20 protein-coding genes and 1 other annotated feature are annotated in these 19,746 nt (G+C 31.8%); of the genes, 3 read left to right on the top strand and 17 right to left on the bottom strand.

Features of this window, described 5'->3' with window-relative positions; all coding sequences use genetic code 11:
- Positions 1-122 precede the first annotated feature (122 nt).
- On the bottom strand, positions 123-1,481 hold the full coding sequence (locus tag JOC70_RS09410) for a PFL family protein (RefSeq protein ID WP_204598629.1): 1,359 nt from the start codon (positions 1,479-1,481) through the stop codon (positions 123-125).
- Between the two features lie 13 nt (positions 1,482-1,494).
- Positions 1,495-1,764: an ACT domain-containing protein gene (locus tag JOC70_RS09415; protein WP_204598630.1), complete on the bottom strand. Its 270-nt coding sequence runs from the start codon at positions 1,762-1,764 to the stop codon at positions 1,495-1,497.
- Positions 1,765-2,324: 560 nt separating this feature from the next.
- Between JOC70_RS09415 and JOC70_RS09420 the strand changes: the two genes are divergently transcribed.
- The gene (locus JOC70_RS09420) at positions 2,325-2,783 is read left to right on the top strand and encodes a hypothetical protein (protein ID WP_207755281.1); all 459 of its coding nucleotides are present in this window, start codon (positions 2,325-2,327) and stop codon (positions 2,781-2,783) included.
- 127 nt (positions 2,784-2,910) lie between these two features.
- Here JOC70_RS09420 and hypE read toward each other — a convergent pair whose 3' ends face one another.
- The 10 genes from hypE to JOC70_RS09470 form a co-directional block, all read right to left on the bottom strand.
- The gene (gene hypE, locus JOC70_RS09425; protein WP_204598631.1) at positions 2,911-3,918 is read right to left on the bottom strand and encodes a hydrogenase expression/formation protein HypE; all 1,008 of its coding nucleotides are present in this window, start codon (positions 3,916-3,918) and stop codon (positions 2,911-2,913) included.
- A 36-nt stretch (positions 3,919-3,954) separates the two neighbouring features.
- Positions 3,955-5,043 carry a hydrogenase formation protein HypD gene (gene hypD / locus JOC70_RS09430; RefSeq protein WP_204598632.1) on the bottom strand — a complete coding sequence of 363 codons (1,089 nt, stop codon included), beginning with the start codon at positions 5,041-5,043 and terminating at the stop codon, positions 3,955-3,957.
- Between the two features lie 70 nt (positions 5,044-5,113).
- Positions 5,114-5,332, bottom strand: a complete 219-nt coding sequence (locus tag JOC70_RS09435) for a HypC/HybG/HupF family hydrogenase formation chaperone (protein ID WP_204598633.1) — start codon at positions 5,330-5,332, stop codon at positions 5,114-5,116.
- 4 nt (positions 5,333-5,336) lie between these two features.
- On the bottom strand, positions 5,337-7,670 hold the full coding sequence (gene hypF, locus JOC70_RS09440) for a carbamoyltransferase HypF (RefSeq protein WP_204598634.1): 2,334 nt from the start codon (positions 7,668-7,670) through the stop codon (positions 5,337-5,339).
- A 63-nt stretch (positions 7,671-7,733) separates the two neighbouring features.
- Positions 7,734-8,387 carry a hydrogenase nickel incorporation protein HypB gene (hypB, locus tag JOC70_RS09445; protein WP_204598635.1) on the bottom strand — a complete coding sequence of 218 codons (654 nt, stop codon included), beginning with the start codon at positions 8,385-8,387 and terminating at the stop codon, positions 7,734-7,736.
- Between the two features lie 2 nt (positions 8,388-8,389).
- A complete protein-coding gene (hypA, locus tag JOC70_RS09450; protein ID WP_204598636.1) occupies positions 8,390-8,731 on the bottom strand; it encodes a hydrogenase maturation nickel metallochaperone HypA in 342 nt (113 codons plus the stop codon).
- Position 8,732: 1 nt separating this feature from the next.
- On the bottom strand, positions 8,733-9,215 hold the full coding sequence (locus tag JOC70_RS09455) for a hydrogenase maturation protease (protein ID WP_279381247.1): 483 nt from the start codon (positions 9,213-9,215) through the stop codon (positions 8,733-8,735).
- Between the two features lie 2 nt (positions 9,216-9,217).
- Positions 9,218-10,627: a nickel-dependent hydrogenase large subunit gene (locus JOC70_RS09460; protein ID WP_204598638.1), complete on the bottom strand. Its 1,410-nt coding sequence runs from the start codon at positions 10,625-10,627 to the stop codon at positions 9,218-9,220.
- A gap of 17 nt (positions 10,628-10,644) precedes the next feature.
- Complete coding sequence (locus JOC70_RS09465) at positions 10,645-11,520, bottom strand: hydrogenase small subunit (RefSeq protein WP_204598639.1); 876 nt, start codon at positions 11,518-11,520, stop codon at positions 10,645-10,647.
- Positions 11,521-11,607: 87 nt separating this feature from the next.
- On the bottom strand, positions 11,608-12,060 hold the full coding sequence (locus tag JOC70_RS09470) for a cytochrome b5 domain-containing protein (RefSeq protein WP_204598640.1): 453 nt from the start codon (positions 12,058-12,060) through the stop codon (positions 11,608-11,610).
- Positions 12,061-12,217: 157 nt separating this feature from the next.
- Positions 12,218-12,469: a binding site (T-box leader), on the top strand.
- Positions 12,470-12,585: 116 nt separating this feature from the next.
- Here JOC70_RS09470 and JOC70_RS09475 point away from each other — a divergent pair.
- Positions 12,586-13,407 (top strand): transporter substrate-binding domain-containing protein, encoded by an 822-nt coding sequence (locus tag JOC70_RS09475; protein WP_204598641.1) that lies wholly within the window; start codon positions 12,586-12,588, stop codon positions 13,405-13,407.
- Positions 13,408-13,433: 26 nt separating this feature from the next.
- Positions 13,434-14,078, top strand: coding sequence for an amino acid ABC transporter permease (locus JOC70_RS09480; RefSeq protein WP_204598643.1), 645 nt, complete (start codon positions 13,434-13,436; stop codon positions 14,076-14,078).
- A gap of 121 nt (positions 14,079-14,199) precedes the next feature.
- On the opposite strand, the gene lplA is transcribed toward JOC70_RS09480, so the two are convergent.
- From lplA to JOC70_RS09505, 5 genes are all read right to left on the bottom strand, one after another.
- The gene (gene lplA / locus JOC70_RS09485) at positions 14,200-15,207 is read right to left on the bottom strand and encodes a lipoate--protein ligase (protein ID WP_204598648.1); all 1,008 of its coding nucleotides are present in this window, start codon (positions 15,205-15,207) and stop codon (positions 14,200-14,202) included.
- Complete coding sequence (gene lpdA, locus JOC70_RS09490; protein WP_204598650.1) at positions 15,197-16,957, bottom strand: dihydrolipoyl dehydrogenase; 1,761 nt, start codon at positions 16,955-16,957, stop codon at positions 15,197-15,199. Before lpdA ends, lplA begins: the two co-directional genes overlap by 11 nt.
- Positions 16,958-17,123: 166 nt before the next feature.
- Complete coding sequence (locus JOC70_RS09495) at positions 17,124-17,477, bottom strand: carboxymuconolactone decarboxylase family protein (RefSeq protein ID WP_204598652.1); 354 nt, start codon at positions 17,475-17,477, stop codon at positions 17,124-17,126.
- Between the two features lie 125 nt (positions 17,478-17,602).
- Positions 17,603-18,037 carry a MarR family winged helix-turn-helix transcriptional regulator gene (locus JOC70_RS09500; RefSeq protein ID WP_204598654.1) on the bottom strand — a complete coding sequence of 145 codons (435 nt, stop codon included), beginning with the start codon at positions 18,035-18,037 and terminating at the stop codon, positions 17,603-17,605.
- Between the two features lie 122 nt (positions 18,038-18,159).
- A complete protein-coding gene (locus JOC70_RS09505; RefSeq protein ID WP_204598655.1) occupies positions 18,160-19,605 on the bottom strand; it encodes a DEAD/DEAH box helicase in 1,446 nt (481 codons plus the stop codon).
- Positions 19,606-19,746 lie beyond the last annotated feature (141 nt).

The raw sequence follows: 19,746 nt of genomic DNA on the forward strand, positions 1-19,746 counted from the left end.
ACATCTAATTATTCAAAAACAGCCTTTTTATATGTTTTATGCATAAAACATATAAAAAGGCTGTTAACAAAATATATTGTCAACAGCCTAAAGTAATTATATTTATCATCAATTTCTATATACTAATTTTTAAAACTATGGATTGGAGCCGGAATTTGACCTCCTCTTTTAATAAAGTCACTACTACTGAATTTGCTTACCTGCATAACAGGAGCTCTCCCTAAAAGTCCACCAAATTCAACCATATCTCCCACCACTTTCCCAGGAGCAGGAATTATTCTAACAGCTGTAGTTTTATTGTTTATAACTCCTATGGCAGCTTCATCTGCAATAATGGCAGAAATAGTTTCAGCTGATGTATCTCCAGGAATTGCAATCATATCAAGACCTACAGAACATACACAAGTCATAGCTTCTAACTTTTCTAAGTTTAATGCTCCCTCTAATACTGCATCAATCATTCCAGCATCTTCACTTACAGGAATAAATGCACCACTAAGACCTCCAACTCTAGATGCAGCCATAACTCCGCCTTTTTTTACTGCATCATTTAACATTGCTAAAGCAGCAGTAGTACCTGGTGCACCAGCTCTTTCAAGTCCCATTTCCTCAAAAATATGAGCCACACTATCTCCAACTGCTGGAGTAGGCGCTAGTGATAAGTCTATTATTCCAAAAGGAACCTCAAGTCTTCTAGAAGCTTCTGCTGCGACCAACTGCCCCATTCTTGTAATTTTAAAGGCTGTTTTCTTTATAGTTTCAGCAACTACATCAAAGCTCTCCCCTTTAACAGACTCAAGCGCTTTCTTTACAACACCAGGTCCGCTTACCCCTACATTTATGACGCATTCTGCTTCTCCAACACCATGGAAAGCGCCTGCCATAAATGGATTATCTTCAACTGCATTCGCAAATATTACAAGTTTAGCACATCCAAGGCCATCCGTATCTTTAGTAAGTTCTGCTGTTTTCTTTATAACTTCTCCCATATCTCTTACTGCATCCATATTTATTCCTGCTCTACTTGTAGCTATATTAACAGAAGAACAAACCTTTTCTGTTACGCTTAAAGCCTCTGGAATAGATGCAATTAACTTTCTGTCTCCTTCTGAATAACCTTTATGTATTAGAGCTGAGAAACCACCTATAAAATTAACTCCCACAGTAGAAGCAGCTTTGTCTAATATTTTAGCAAATTCAACATAGTTTTCATCACCAGAGCACCCAGCAACTAAAGATATAGGAGTTACAGATATTCTTTTATTTATGATAGGAATTCCGTATTCTCTTTCTATTTCATTTCCAACACTAACTAACCTTTCAGCATATCTTGTAATCTTATCATATATTTTTTGACGAGCCCTTTTTCCATCTGAATCACAACAATCCATTAGAGAAATTCCCATAGTTATAGTTCTAATATCTAGTTTTTCTTTTTCTATCATTTTAATTGTTTCAATTATTTTGTTTTGATTAATCATATCTGCACCTACCTTATATATTATGCATTGAATTGAATATGTCTTCATGCTGAATTTTAATAGATAAATTCATTTCTTTGCTCTTTAAATCTAAAATATCTTTCAATTCCTTAAAAGACTTTGATGAATTAGATAGGTCAACTAGCATAATCATAGTAAAATACTCTTGTAAAATCGTTTGACTTATATCTAGAATATTTACATTAGCTTCGGCTAATACATTGCTTACCCCTGCAATGATGCCTGTTCTGTCTTTTCCTAAAACAGTAATAATAGATTTCATAAGTATGCCCCCTTAAATTTTTTATAATATTTTGTTTATAAACTTAATACCCCACATCTGCATAATAAGTATATGTATATACAGCAAATACTTATTACCGCATGAAATGTATACCATATATAATATATTAATTAATTTTAAAATACAATATGTTTAAAAAATTCTACAAAACTTTTCTACTCAATATGTTAGAGATTTTAAAATTTAATATAGTAATAACCGCCATAAGTCAATCATATCCTTAATTCTTCTGGTTCTAATATTATGATTAAATCTTTGTAAATTTGGCAAATATATTATACATAATTGTGTTATAATATATCACTGAACGGATTTAATGTTTATTGTAAAACAAAAGAAAGAGGTGCTTTATCATTAAAAAGAAATTTGAAATTAAAAATAATGAATATGAAATAAAAGGAGATATTGCCTACTTAAAATTAGTTAAAAAAGACGGCGCAATAATTGATGCTAAAATAGATGCTGAAGATTTACAAAGAGTCCTTGATAGAGGTGGCTGGGCTGCTCAGTGGCATAAAGATTTTAACAGTTATTTAGCTATGCATTACATACCTCAAGAAAAACAAAAGGAAAGTTTACATTCATTTATTTTAGGTGTATCTACTAAAACTCCTATAAGACATTTAAACGGAGATACTTTAGATAACAGAAAATCTAATTTAGAAATATACAATAAAAATTCCTACAATGACTATAAAGAATTTGATGAAACTGCTGAGATAGTACTTAGAGACAACAACGGTATTGAGAAAGGCCGCGCTATAATTGATAAGAAGGATTTATATAGAGTGCTAAACAATGGATATCCATGGGTTTATCATAGAATAGGCGAAAAGCCTTGGGCTGTTGCAAATACTCCTAAGGGCCGAATCCACTTAGATAAATTTATTATGGGAAATAACCAAGATATAACTGTTCACCATATAAATTTTAATACCTTAGATAATAGAAATAGCAATTTAGAAGTTGTAAACCTTCCTGAAGAACAATCAGAATAATTACATATAAAAATCTTCCAGTTAATATTTTAAATCAATATCAACTGGAAGTCTTTATCTTTATTGAATTTACCATGTTACAACTACAGAAACACCATACAGATATGAGTTTATTGTTACATAATTTTCAGCATATCCTTGGCAGCATTTCTTCTTCATACATATTAAGTATTCTAGTCCCACCAGCTTCAGTTTTCAAGTAAAGTTTATCCTTTCCATCATTTATAACCGCTCCTATGATCTTAGCATCTTCTCCTAAAGAATTTTTCTTCATTACATTTAAAACTGTTTCTGCATCTTCATTCGACACTATCAATACAATTTTTCCTTCATTGGCTACATATAGTGGATCAAACCCTAGCATTTCACACATGCCTAAAACTTCTTTTTTTACAGGTATTTCTTTTTCATAAAGCATTATACTAATGCCTCTTTGCTCCGCTATTTCATTTAAGGTGGTAGCAAGTCCCCCACGAGTTGGATCTCGCATTATTTTCACATTTTTACTTACACTTAATATATTCCTTGTAATATCATTTAATGGTGCACAGTCACTTTTTATGCTTACATCAAAACCTAGTTCTTCTCTTTCACTCATTATGCACATTCCATGATCTCCTAGAGTTCCACTTATTATAACCTTGTCCCCTTGTTTTATTTTTTCTATTCCCAAAACCTCTTTGTTATCTTCCACTATTCCTATGCCTGTGGTGTTTATATATATTTTATCTCCCTTGCCCCTTTCTACAACCTTTGTATCTCCTGCAACTATATAAACATCAGCTTTCCTTGCAGTTTCGGCCATAGATATAACTACTTTTTCTAAAATATCTATAGAAAGTCCTTCTTCTAATATAAATCCTGCCGTAATATATAAAGGCTTGGCTCCACTTACCGCTAAATCATTTACAGTACCACATATAGAAAGCTTTCCTATATCCCCACCTTTAAAGAATGTAGGGCTTACCACAAAGGAATCTGTAGTTACCGCTATTTTGCCGCTTAACTTATGTAGTATGCTCGCATCATTTTGTTGAAGTAGTATATCATTTTTAAAATAGTGATAAAATATATCTTTAATAAGATTGTGAGTCTTTATTCCACCGCTTCCATGAGATAAAGTAATTAAATTCATACTTTTTCCACCTCATATACCTTTTATTTGAATTATCTATTTATCTAATCTAAATTTATAATAAATACCACATGCCCCCTCTTGTGATACCATGCAAGCGCCTACTGGGTTTGATGGATTGCACACCCTATGAAACAATTTACAATCTGTAGGTTCTTTAATGCCTTTTAATACTTCTTCACAAATACAGCCTGTGGCTATATCTAAATTTACCATGTTTAAGTTGAACTTTTCCTTTGCATCATAGTTTTTATATTCTTCATTAAGTTCAAGGCCTGTACCATCTATATATCCAAGCCCCCTCCAACTACTACCTGATGAAGTAAATATCTTACTTATAATATGTTGGGCTTTTTCATTCCCTTCATATTTAACAAACCTGCCGTATATATTTTTAATTTCACTTTCTCCTTTAGCTATAATATTAGCTATCATATAAATAGCATATATTATATCATTATATTCAAATCCTGCTACTACACATGGGATATTAAACTCACTAGATAAAAACTCAAAGGCCCTAGCCCCTATAATCGCACTTACGTGGCCTGGACACAAAAATCCATCTATATTAATTTCTTTATCTTCTACTAGCTTTTTCATAACATTTGGCATGGTTTTTATGCATTGAAACACACTAAAATTACTTATATTTTCATCTTTAGCCTTTAAAATAGAAAGAGCTATAATTGGCGCTGTAGTTTCAAAGCCTACACCCAAAAACACTACTTCCTTATCCAAGTTTTGCCTTGCAATTTTTAAAGAATCCAATGGAGAATATACTACTTTAATCTCTGATCCTAATGCTCTTTGAGTTTTAAGAGAACTTGAACTTCCTGGAACATTTATCATATCTCCAAAAGTTGTAATTATAACATCCTTTCTCTTAGAGAGCTCTATGGATGCATCTATATAACTTTGTGGGGTTACACATACAGGACAGCCAGGTCCCGATATAAGTCTTATATTTTTAGGCAAAAGTTCTTTTATTCCATTTTTACATATAGACATAGTATGGGTACCACAAACCTCCATTATAGTAATGTTATTATCCGTTAAAGCTTCTATTTCTTTTATAACCCTTTGTGATAATTTGTAGTTTCTAAAATCATTTATATACTTCATAACAATCTCCAATCCCTAAGTTAACTATTTTTAATAAGTCTAAGCACTTCAATTGGCTAAAAACTAGAAACTAGAAATTAGTAATTAGCGATTCAAATATCCTTAGAGTCTCCTCTGCTTCTTCCTTATTAAGCTTCTCTATAGCGCATCCTGCATGAAGAAGTACATAATCTCCTAAGGTTATATCTTCTATTAATGAAGTATTCACTTTCTTTTTTACTCCTATAAAGTTTACTAAGGCCTCATTTTCATATATCTCTATAATTTCCACAGGAACTGCTATACACATAAGGTTATTCCTCCCTAAACTTTGAATTAGCTATAACTATTTGCCCAAGACATATTCCACTGTCATTACAAGGTATGGATTTATGGGTATATACTTCAAAGTCTTTATAATTTAATTTTTCATATACCCCCTTAAGAATTATTTCATTTTGAAACACTCCCCCGCTTAATACTACCTTATTTATATTTAAAGCCTCTCGTAAAATACTGCACATTTTCACTGTAAAGTCTATTACAGTATTGTGAAACCTTTTAGATATAATATCAAGCCCTACTCCATTATTTATATCCTGAATTATCTCCTGTATTGCTTTGCTTGTGTTTATTATATAATCCTTATCTTGATATATTATTTCATAATCGTAGCTACCTTGTTCATTTTTATCAGCAATGTTTTCCAAAAATATTGCTGCTTCCCCCTCAAAGGTCACTTTGCCTAGAAACCCTAACATTCCAGACACTGCATCAAATAATCTTCCCATACTTGAACATTTAGGAGAGTTTATATTATTTTTTATCATGGTAATTATGGATTTTATATTATTATCCTTTAAAACTTTAGGAATATTTTTCTGTATGCTATTTATATCTTCAACATAATTTTTGGTACTTAAAATATCTTCATTACTTATTAAAGCCCTAGATTCACTATTCTTATAAGCTTCATAAATATAGCTCACAGCCATCTTCCAAGGTTCCTTGGTTGCTGTATCTCCTCCTGGCATTTGTGCATAATTCAAGTGTGCTATTCTTTTAAAATCCTTATAATCACATATTATAAATTCCCCGCCCCAAATGGTTCCATCTGTTCCATAGCCTACCCCATCATAAGCTATTCCAATAACCTTTTCTTTGATATTATTTTCAACCATACAACTTACTATATGGGCATGATGATGCTGAACTTCCATATTTATTGTGTTCTGATTCTCTACATATTCTCTACACCAATAACTTGGATGCATGTCATAAGCTATTATTTTAGGCTTAATATTGTATATACATTTAATATGCTCTACATTTTTTTCAAAGTTATCATAGGTTTCTATATTTTCCATATCACCTATATAAGGGCTTACTATTATATTTTCATTTTTAGATAGGGCAAAGGTATTTTTTAACTGAGAGCCGCAAGCCAAAATATCCCTTATCCCCTTTTGTTTAATATAAATTGGCGCATATCCCCTAGAACTTCTAATTACCCTTTCTTCATTCAAAATAACTTTGACTATAGAATCATCCACAGGCATATGTATATCTCTATTGTGCAATAAAAAATAATCTGCAATATTCCTTAGCTTATCTAATGCCTCAGAATTCCTATATATCATTGGAAGACCAGCTGCATTTGCACTAGTCATAACTAAAACTTCTATGTCATACTCAAATAAAAGATAATGGAGTGGGGTATAGGGTAACATTACTCCAAAACATTTATTATTAGGTGCTATATTTATTGGTAAATTTTCTTCTCTTTTACTTAATAAAACTATAGATCTTTTATTGTCTTTTAATGTACTCTCTTCTTTTTCACTTAAATAGCAATGATTCTTTACAGTTTCAACATCTTTTATCATTAATGCCAATGGCTTCTTAGGCCTATTCTTTCTATCTCTAAGCAGTTTAATAGCTTCTTCGTTTTTACCATCACAAACTAGGTGAAATCCACCTATGCCCTTTATAGCGATTATCTTTCCTTCTTTAATAAGTTTAATAGTTTCTTTTACTTCATCACCCAAATATATTCTTTCACCTTTGTTATTTATAAGTTCTAATTTTGGCCCACACTCTATGCAGGCATTAGGCTGAGCATGAAATCTTCTATTTAGAGGATTTGTGTACTCTTCATAACAAGCATCACACATTTGGAATTCATCCATGGTGGTAACTACTCTATCATAGGGAAGCTTTTTTATTATGGAAAATCTAGGGCCGCAGTTTGTACAATTGGTAAAGGCATATCTGTATCTTTTGTTTTGACTATCCATTATATCCCTTAAGCAATCTTCACATATGCCTATATCTGGTGATATATATGTTATTGCATTTTCTTCTTCCTTACTATCACGTATTTCAAAACCCTTATAATATATATTTTCTCTATCCTCCACAGATATTTCATCTATTTTAGATAAGCTTGGGGGAGAATCCTTTAGCTTCTGTATAAAACATAAAACATTATTCTTTTGCCCTTCTATGTCTATATACACCCCCCTTGAACTATTATTTACCCACCCATTTAGATTGTTATCTTGAGCCAGCTTATACACAAAGGGTCTAAATCCAACTCCTTGGACTACTCCTTTTACGGTTATATATTTTCTTATAACTTCTTTCATAAGCCCTCCATTCCCTAACTCATTATTTCGGTTACTTATTAACAAAAGGCTTTTATTTAAAATCTATTTTTGATTTATCATCGACTTAATATAATCACATAAATTATCGATTCCTTCTCCGGTTGTACAAGAAACTTCAAAAATTTTTATATCCCCATTTATTGATTTTGCATCTGTATAAAACTCTTCCATATCAAAGTTTGTAAGTTTTATCATATCCATCTTATTGAGTATCAAAATCTTTGAGCGTTGAAACATGGCTGGATATTTTAGCGGTTTGTCATTTCCCTCTGTTACGCTCATAACTATAACCTTCATATCTTCACTCAAGTCAAAGGATGCAGGGCAAACTAAATTACCTACATTTTCTATAACTAAAAGGTGTAACTGATTTACATTTATTTCCTCAAGGGCTTCTTCAACCATAGATGCATCCAAATGGCAGGCTCCCCCTGTGTTTACTTGCACCACATCTACCCCTTGTTTCTCTATTCTTTCTGCATCCTTAGTTGTGTATAAATCACCTTCTATTACAGCCATATTTATCTTTTCTTTAGTCAGCTTTATTATTTGTTCTAGTACTGAAGTCTTTCCAGAACCAGGAGATCCTAACAAATTTATAGTGAACACACCTTTTTCATTTAAAAGCCGTCTATTTTTTGCTGCTATGCTATCATTATTTTTAAGAACCTTTTCACCTATAAACACTCTCTTCAAATTTACTCCCCCTCTATACTCTCTAGGTATAATTCATATCCCTTTACTATATTGCATCCAAAGTTATTGCATTTAGGGCAAAGCCTATTTCTATAGCTAACTTCAAACTCCTCCTTACAGTTATCGCAATATGAAGTAGCTTTTATTTTTTTTATAAAAAGCTGTGCATTTTCACATATGCCTTTTTCCTTCATTGCTTCAAATGCAAATTGTAATAAGGAGTCCTCAATACAGGTGAACTCCCCTACTTGTAGTATTATTTTATCTACTTTTTTTATATTGCTTTCCTTAGCATTCTCCAAAACAATTTGAAGTATTTCCGAAGCCACTGACACTTCATGCATTTTAATCACCCGTCCTAAAATCAACTAAAATCCTCATTATCTTTTCTAACACATTCCTGCATATGTCGCTGAATTTCAATTTTAAAGTATCAGAAATATCGAAATTAAAGTCAATATCACTGGCTTCAATTCCAATAATAATTCCATCCACATTTTTTTTATAACTTATCAACATATTAACAAGATTTAATCCATGTTGAGAGACACAATTTAAGTATCTTTTATATTCATTAAAGGAGAGTGTTGTAATGCTGCCCGGATTTACTCCTAAAGCTGTACTATCTAGAATTATTATAAAGTCATTATTATCAATATTATCTAAACAGTATATAAAATCCGTTTCTCCAATAATCACTTCTATTTCCTCATTTACTTCTCTATCTCCCTTTAGTGTTTTAATATCCTTATCTATATTTTCTAAAACCTTAAGTGCTATTCCATCATCCCCCATAAGCCTATTTCCTATGGCAATAATCTTTATCATACTTAAACAATTTTTATAGTAATATCAGGATTATTGTTACTTATAACATGGGTTGCACAGGAAACGCAGGGATCAAAGGTTCTAACTATTCTTCCAATTTCTACAGGATTTTTGCTATCTTCAATATGAGTTCCTATTAATGCTTTTTCCACCACACCTTTTACTCCCCTTGAATCTGTAGGGGATAAGTTCCAAACCGTAGGAGTTATAATGGAATAATTTTTAATCTTTTTATCATCTATGGCTATCCAATGACCTAATGCTCCTCTTGTGGTATCTCTAAGACCTATGCCTTGAGCCTTATCTGGAATTTGATGCTGAGTTTGATTTGTAGGCTCCATTTTTAATTTATCTAAAAGATTTAAAATTATATCACATACTTTATCTGCTTCAAGTACCCTTGCAATGGTTCTATCCATAGTGGAAATTCCTCTGGTATATCCCCCACTTAAATACATTCTAGCTAAAGGTCCCACCTCCACTGGAAATCCTGCATATCTTGGTGCTTTAATAAAGGTATATGCGTTTTCCTTATACACGTTTGTCTCAGTATATTCTTCTTCAGGTCTTATATTTTCTCTATTTCCTTCATACCAAGAATTATATACCCCTTCTGTAATATACTTTTCATTTAAAGTATACCTTTTTCCACCAATTAAAATCTGTGGCTTCACATATACAAAAGGCTCATCAAAGGAATTATCAAAAACCCCATAACTCATAAGATTTCCAAAGCTTTCTCCATTATAAAAATAATCATTATAATATTTAGCTATGATGTCTACGTCAGTAATCATTACATTTGTTATAAAACTTTTGATTCCTGATATTAAGGACTTTATCTCAATAAGCTTTGAAGCATCTATATTTACTGTAACTCCTCCTACAAATACTCCATGATTGTGAGGAGCTTTTCCCCCTAAAATAGCTAAGGCTTTATGCGCATCTCTACTATATCTTATTGACTCTAAATAATTTTCACTTAGCTTTTTATCTAAAACTTCAGGAAGCCTATAATCTACTCCTCTTTCCTCATAGGCTGGATTAACTTTAAGACCTCTTACATAGTCTGGAAAGGTAAATTGATAAAAATGCCTCAAATGATTTTGCAAAAACTCACATCCATGGATTATCTCCCTGACCATAGAGTCATTGACATTTGGTACTATATTTAACGCATCTTCTACTGCGGTAGTAGATACTATAGAATGTGCAGCAGAACAAATACCACATATTCTTTCAGTAAAATATGTTGCATCAAGCGGGGATCTCCCTTGAAGCATTTTTTCAAATCCTCTAAAGAGCATTCCACTAGACTTGGCATCTATTACCTTATGATTTTCTACAGTAACTTCTATTTCTAAAAATCCACTAATTCTAGTAAGTGGATTTATTACAATCTTTTCCCCCATAAATCCCTCCTAAAGTTTTAATATCTAACGAATGGTTCCATGGAATCTGGAAATCCATTTCTAGCACACCCTATACATGGAGTATTATTACCTATAGGCCAATTTATACTTTCATTCCATCTTCTTATTGGGCAATCTGTTCTAGTTATAGGCCCCCTGCATCCAAGCTTAAACATACATTCCTTATCTCCTAGCTTCTTTGCAAATATACCTTTATCAAAATAACTTCTTCTTTCACATCTATCATGAATAGTCACCCCATAAAAAAGTACAGGTCTATTTTCTCTATCAAGCTCTGGTCTTCCAAAGGATAATATATGAGCTATAGTTCCTACAATCCACTGAGGATGACTTGGGCATCCTGGAACTCTTATAACTTTTCTATTTTCCAAAAATTCAGGTACGCTTTTACTTTCAGATGGATTTGGTCTTGCAGCAGAGGGGCCTCCATAAGCTGCACAAGAGCCCACTGCCAAAACATACTTGGCCTTTTCTCCTGCCATTTTTACAGCCTCCATACCTGTTACAAGCTTACCGTTATATCTAGCCACTACATCATAAAGTCCATTATCCTTTGTAGCAACTGCACCTTCTACCACTAAAATAAATTCAGTATCTAAAGTTTGCAAAAACTTTTCAAAAGCTCTCTTACCCTCTTGTACCATAAGACTATTATTATAAGTTAAATTTACCATTTCACTTAACAAATAAATCGCATCCGGATCTTCTGCATTTAGCAATGAGATAATGTTTCCAGAACACCCACATGCCTCAAGCCAAATAAGGTTCATCTTTTTAAATTTACCTTCCCTTATTCCTTGAATTGTAAAATCTATAACTTTCCTTGGAATTCTGCCCTTGCCCTCCATAATGGGACAGATTTTGTCTTGCATTTCACTCCCCCTCTCTAGGATCTAAGGATTATGTTTTCTAGATTTATTGGCACCAACTAGAAATTAGTGATTAGTGACTATGGATCCTTAACTTCTCAAAATTCCTACCTTAGGTAAATTTCTTAAAACTTCTAAATTTCCATGACACCCTTGAAATGCTCCTGTTAAATCCTTTCCTGCAACTAATTCAAAGTGAGTAGCTCCTCCCCAAGTTTTTTCTAAACTTACATCATAAACAATTCCATTTACCGCTACATAAGCAGGTCTCCCCATAGAACCATCATAGGTTGCTAATTCCTCTAAAGTAAATTCCCTTTGCGGAGTATCACTTACCTCTCTGCTAGTAGCTCTATATTGATTAAATTCATGTCTAATGAAATAATCAGAAAACCTTTCTAAATCACTTATTTCCTTCTTTAGCAAATAATCATAATAGCACTTTTCAAAGGGACATGTAGAAAAATATATTTTCTTGTGTAAATATCTAATCTTATCTGAAGCCTTCCATATCTTGTTTTCTAAATCAGGGAACTCATTCATTAATTATTCACCTCATAATAGCTACTATATAAAATATACTTATCTAATAAAAACTTTATACCTCATGCCATGTTAAATCTCATGCATTAGTTTTTTCATCACATGTATTGACAGATTTTAAAATTGAAACTATAATTTATAACATAATTTAACTTTTAAAGTTGCAATGATGAGAAGAGTAAATTACAAGAAACCTGCAGAGAGGAATTCCATTTGGTGTGAGGAATTTTGAGTAGAAAGTAATTGAAGTGCATCTCTGAGCACTGAATCGAAATCTAGTAGACTTCAGCGGGAATGCCCGTTATAGCATTGAGGTATGTTTGTACCAATACTAAAAAAGAGTTATCATGTATCTTGTTTTTACATGATAAACAGAGTGGAACCGCGGAAGTATACTTCTGCCTCTGTAATGGAGGCAGGAGTTTTTTTGTTTTTTAAAATCCGGAGTTTGAAAAGCAATAATATATTTAAATTCATATTAGATACTCAATAATAAATACCCAATATGAAAGGATGATTTTTTAAATGAATAAAATATCAAAAAGAATATTAAGTATACTTGCTACAGTTACTGTAGCATCAGCTATATTTGTTGGCTGTGGAACAAAAAAAGAAGAGTCAACTAAAGCTTCACTACTAGATCAAATAAAAAAATCTGAAAAAATGAAAGTTGGTCTTATGGGTACATATCCTCCATATAACTTTATGAATGATAAAAATGAAGTTGATGGATTCGATGCAGATATGGCGAAAGAAGTTGCTAAAAGAATTGGTGTACAAGCTGAATTTATAACAAATGACTGGTCTAGCATGATTGGTGGACTTGAAAAAAGTAAATTTGATATAGTAATAAGCCAAATGGCAATTACCGATGAAAGAAAAAAGACAATGGATTTCTCTAAGCCATACATAAAAAATGAGGTTAACGTAATTGTTAAAAACGATAATACAACTATTAAATCTATTGATGATTTTAAAGGAAAGAAAATTGGTGTAGGTCTTGGTACTAATGATGAAAAGTATTTAAGAGATGTTGTAATGCCTAAGGTAGGTACATTTGAAATTGTAACTTATAATGATGTAATAACTACATTACTGGATTTAAATACTGGAAGAATTGATGCAACAGTTAACAACCTTTTTGCCATAAAGCCTGTTGTCGATAAAAACAACCTAAAGATTAAAGCTGTAGGAACTGCTATAAAAGCCGACTTTGCAGGAATGGCTATGAGAAAAGAAAATCCTGATTTTTTGGCTGCTGTAGATAAAGCGTTAGAAGATATGAAGGCTGATGGAACATATAAGGCAATATTTATGAAATGGTTTGGAGTTGAACCTAACATGTAATACTTTAAGTAATTAAGGAGGTCATCATGGAATTAGTTATAAATGAGTTTGGATTTCTATTAAAAGGTGCATATTATACAATGTTTATAACCCTTGTTTCAATGTTTTTCGGATTAATCATTGGTCTGTTAATTGCAGTTGCTAGGTTAAGAGGAAATGGATTAGTTTCTAGGCTTGCTAAAACCTATGTTTCAATAATTCGTGGTACTCCACTGCTAGTTCAAATATTTATAATTTATTTTGGACTACCTGACTTTGGAATATCCCTTGACCCATTAACAGCTGCACTTATTTCACTAAGCATAAACATTGGTGCTTTTTTATCTGAAACTATAAGGGGAGCAATACTTTCTGTTCCTAAAGGTCAAATGGAAGCTGCTGTATCCTTAGGAATGAGTTACTCCCAAGCAATGAAAAGAATAATACTTCCCCAAGCAAGCAGAATAGCAATTGCGCCTATGGGAAATACATTCATTGGTATGCTAAAGGAAACCTCCTTAATTTCTACCATTACAGTAACTGAATTATTACGAGCCTCTCAGCTGCTTATATCAAAACACTTAGTAGTAATGCCTTTTTACATTGCAATTGCAATAATGTATTGGGTAATGAGTACAGTTTTTTCTACTATACTAGATAAAATTGAACAGAGGATGGCAATTAAGTATTAATCATAGATAATGATATATATGAAATAGTTGTTGTGTAAAGTTCTGCTAGATTAGAGCTTTACACAACAATGAAACATTGACTATTAAGTTATAAATATCTATGCTTACTTTAAAACTTACCTTAAATTATATTTGTAATACTTTCTTGTATAATTTCTTTTATTCTATCTAATATAACTTTTCCTTTAGGAGAAAATAAGTATTTATTTTGTTCCAAAACCTTTAACATATCATCTCTGTTAAACTTGCAACCTTTTAGTACATTCTCAGTTATATCAAATTCCTTTGTAAACAGAGAATCTGTATATATTTTGCAGTGAGTTATTTTACCCTCTTCTAAAGAAATATTTAATTCTATTTTCCCTTCATCAAATGCTTTATCTATAGCTACATTAAAACTTGGACTATTTCCATAAATCCACTCATCACTTGAATATTTTTTTATGAAGTTATTAAGATCTAAATTTTTTTCATCCACATAACCCACATTATTTATGTGTCCATAATGTTTTTCATAGGATTTTACTACAGATTCCTTAATGTAATTTATTGTTAAACCTTCCTTATGATTCTTTAAGTTTGTAATTCTACTTTTTACAGAATCTATTCCCTTTGATGTTAACTTGTGAGTTGATGGAGTTAATATTTCAGTTACCTTTTCTACATCTATGTCATAAAGTAATGTTCCATGATGATAATATCTACCTTCGTCCGTATAAAAAGCATTTCCTGATATTTTTTTACCATTAATTAAAATATCATTTCTCCCTGAAAAGGTTGCTTCTATATTCAAATTATTTAAGGCTTTTATAATTACTGAAAGCTGTTTATTTAAATCCTCATTTTCCTCACAAGTTATAAAGGTAAAATTTAAATTCCCTAGATCGTGATAAACAGCTCCCCCACCAGATAATCTTCTAGCTACCTTTCCATTGAATTTTGATAAAAGCTCTAAGTTGCACTCTTTCCATGGGTTTTGATTTCTGCCTATAACTACTGTATTTTCATTTCTCCATAAATAAAGTATTATTTCATCCTTATTTACATTATTAAACAAATGCTCTTCTAGGGATAAGTTAAAGTATGGATTATAACTTTCTGAAACCACTACTGTTCTTTTAGCTATCAAAATGAATTGCACCACCTTCTAAGGACAATACAGCTTCATGAATAGCTTCCCCTGTAGTTGGGTGAGCAACTATAGTTTCCTTTATCTGCTCTTCTGTAATGTTATTTTTAATAGCTAAGGTTAACACCCCAATTAAATCTGAAGCATTAGCTCCTACTATGGAAGCTCCGATAAGTTTATTTGTGTTACTGTCTTTAATAACTTTTACAAAACCCTTGTCTTCACCATGAGTTAAAGCCTTCCCATTAGCCATAAATGGGAACTTACCAATTTTAATATTAATTCCTGCAGCCACTGCCATTTTTTCTGTCATTCCCACTGTTGCAACTTCTGGAGTAGTATAAACTACACTTGGAACCGCAGAGTAATCCATCTCGCTATTTTTTCCTAAGATATTGTCTACAGCCACAATTGCTCCATGAGATGCTACATGTGCAAGTCCTATTTTATTATTTACATCCCCTATAGCATAAACATTTTCAACATTTGTTCTTAATTTATCATCAGCCTTTATTCCCTTTTTATTTTCATTTAATTCTATACCAACTTTCTCAATTCCTAGTCCCTCAATATTTGGTTCTCTTCCAATAGCCACCAAAACCTTATCACAGGTTATAAGTTTTTCCTTGCCGTTCATATCAAAGTACACAATAGCTTTATCATCTTCGCTTTCTTTAACACTTGTTACTTTTGATGATGTAAAGAACTTTATGCCTTTTTCTTTTGCTATAGATACTATTTCATCAGATACATCTTCATCCATTGTGCAAAGAATGTTCGGCATATATTCAACTACTGATATATCCACACCTAAGTTAGAATATATAAATGCAAATTCCATTCCGATAACTCCACCGCCGATAATTACCATACTCCTAGGCAACTTCTTCATATCCAATGCTTCAGTACTATTTATAACCTTAGTTCCATCAAAACCATCTATGTTAATACTTGCAATTTTTGAGCCCGTTGCAATAATTATATTTTTCGTACTTATAGTAACTTCTTCCCTTTTTCCCTTTACAAAAACCTTATTTTTATCTAATATTTCTCCTGTTCCTGAAATCTTTTCTATAGAATTTTTCTGTAATAAAAAATCCACTCCACCTGTAAGTTTTTTAGCTATCCCATTTTTTCTTTCTATAACTTTTTCCATGTCTACCAATGCATCTGATACCTTAATTCCAAATTCTTCACTGTGTTTTATATTATCAAATACCTCAGAGGATCTTACCAATGCCTTTGTTGGTATACATCCTACATTTAAACAAGTTCCTCCTACTTCTTCCTTTTCAATAATAATAGTTTTCAAACCTTGTTTTGCTGCATATATGGCTGCCACATATCCCCCTGGCCCTGCTCCTATAACTGTTAAATCACACTCTAGTTCCCTTTTTACAGGTTTTAGAATTGATCCAAAATAGTCAAAGTTAGATTTTTTAGATTTATTATCTGGTAACTTAGTCTCTGCAGTTTTCTTTATTGCATTTGTATTTTCACAATCTTTTTCTTCTATAACTCCATCTATACGAGCCACTATATCTCCTATATTAACTGTATCTCCTTCTTTAACTTTTAGGCTCTCTAATACTCCAGCACAGTTTGATTTTACTTGAGCATTACCCTTATCACATTCAACTTGGAAAATAACCTGTCCCTCTTTTACTTCATCACTTACTTTTACGCTCATTTTACCCACTTTCCCACTCTTACTATGCCCAGCCAGCTTTTCTATCTTTAAATCTACCATTACTCTTTCCTCCCTATTTAAACAGTTATTAATTCATAGCTACGAATTCAAACCTTTTACTAAAAACTATTTGCATTAGACATATGACCCTGCAAATCTATACTTATAATCTAGATTTACAGGGCCACTATTTATAGAATAATATCTACATTCGTTAAACTATATGTTATTTAAAATCCTTTTCAAATTCATCTATTGAATCTTTAAGTAAAGTTACACTATATGCCATTGATGGGCCACCACCAAATGCAACTGCAACCATTGCAGCTTCCATTATTTCTTCTCTAGTAGCACCTGCTTCTAATGCTTTAAATACATGAAATACTATACAGTATTCACAGCGGTTATAGGCTGCTATTGCTACGCTTATAAGTTCTTTTGTCTTAACGTCTACAGCTCCTGGTGTATAAGCAGCTCCTAAAAGACCCATGAATGCTTCTACACTTGCCCCATTTGTTACTCCTACTTCTTGTAATCCTCCCATAAAGGCATTTAACATTTCTCTTGGATTTTTACTCATAATAAATCTTCCCCCTATTTTAAACATTTACTTTACACGCTAATACTTGCCATGGCAAGTACTTCCGTATAAATTATACCACCTCTCAGTGGTATAAACAATACTTATTTAAACAAAACTGTTACTTATTTAACATTCTTTTTTGTATTTGACACAATTTTGTTTAGAACCTCTTTAAATATATTTAAATGTTCTTCACTTATCCCTTCAATTCCTTCCTTTGAAAAACTTTCACCTATAGGAAGTATTTCTTCTCTTTTATATTTTCCAAGCTTAGTTAAATATAACCTAGTTATTCTTTTATCACTAGTATCCTTAAGTCTTTCTACCGTACCTTCCTTTTCCATTCTATCAACTAATCTAGCAACAGTAGATTCTTTTAAATCCATTTTTTCTCCCAACTTTTTTTGAGTTATTCCTTCTTCTTTTCCTATATAATAAATAGCTATCCACTGTACTCTTGTGATACCACAAGCTTCTACTTTACTACTAAAAGCATCCGTAATTTCTTTAGTACTTCTACTAGTTATAATTCCAATACAATCATCTAAGTCAAACATTAAACCTTTTTCACCTCAATTATTTATTTTATACACTATTATATAGATACAATATATTTACTTGCAACATTAAGTCTAGTTATAATTAAACTTTTTAAATAAATTCAGCTTATTTCACCTTTTTACTTAACTGCTCTTTGAATTCTAACTTTTTTACCTTTAATTGTTTTATCTTGAAGTTCCTTTAGTACAATTTTCCCTTTTCCCTGAAGTATATCTACATAAGAAAAGTTATCTTGAACATCTATAATTCCTATATCTTCAGCGCTAACTCCTTCAATACTTGTAATAGTTCCAACTATGTCTCCTGCTCTTATCTTTTTCTTTTTTCCCGCATTAATATGTATCTTTGTAATTTCTTTATTAAGAGATGCACTTTTATCAACTTTTAATTTAGGCTTAGACTTTGATTTTTCTTTAAAAATTTTCTTACCTTCTTGAACTTCTTCTTCAGATGGAATTTTCCCCAATTGAATCTTATACCCTACATAATCTTCTATAGTGCTTAACATTCTCTCTTCCCTTGGAGATACAAAGGTTATAGCTTTGCCTTTATTACCTGCACGACCTGTTCTTCCAATTCTATGAACATAGCTTTCCTTTTCTACAGGAGTATCATAATTAATTACATGGGTAATATCCTCAACATGGATTCCTCTAGCTGCTACATCTGTTGCTATTAGAAAGGTAAATTCTCCTCTTTTAAATTGCTGCATGATGTCAATTCTATCCTTTTGTTCCATACCTCCATGAAGTGCCTTGCAGGAGTATCCTCTATCTTTCATATCCCTAACTAAATTATCTACTCCTTCTTTTGTACTACAAAATATAATTGAACTATCAGGTCTTTCAGTATAAATAATTTTATTTAAAAGCTGAAGTTTATCACTTTGAAGAGTTTCATAATAAACTTCTTCGATTCTTTCTGTAGTAATACTTTCAGGATTAATTTCTATAGTTATAGGACTCGCCATATAATTTTTACATAGCAATTCAATTTCCTCAGGCATTGTAGCTGATAGTAAGACTGTAACTCTATTTTTAGGCATTCTTTCTATTATAGCTGTTACTTGATCAATGAACCCCATATTGAGCATTTCATCTGCTTCATCTATTATAAGATATTTTATTTCTTCTAAATTTATATTTCCTCTTTCTATATGATCCATGGCTCTCCCAGGAGTTCCTACAATTATATGTACTCTTTGTTTAAGTTCCCTTTTTTGAATTTCCATAGGATGTTTACCAAACACTGCTACAGCTCTTATTCTCTTAAGTCTTCCTATATTGTTAATATCTTCTTTTACCTGTATTGCAAGTTCTCTTGTAGGGGTTAGAACTAATGCTTGAGGTTTATTTTCCTCCCATGTTATTTTTTCACAAATCGGTACTCCAAAAGCTGCAGTTTTTCCACTTCCCGTTTGTGACTTTACTATTATATCCCTATCTTCAAGTATTAAAGGGATTACCTTTTCTTGAACCCCTGATGGATTTTCATAGCCCATCTTATTTAATGCTTCAATAATTTCCGAACTTATATTAAAATCATCAAAATTTAATTTATCCATATTATTATTCCTCTCTATATTATATTATCATCATTTATTATAACCTATTAATACATTGGGTATATAACAATTTTACATATTGTACTATGATTAACTTGTAGAAATCCTTTTTAGTTATAAATAAGTACTTTGGAATTGACT

The sequence above is a fragment of the Clostridium pascui genome, assembly GCF_016908015.1.
GTDB classification, from domain to species: Bacteria; Bacillota; Clostridia; order Clostridiales; family Clostridiaceae; genus Clostridium_AK; species Clostridium_AK pascui.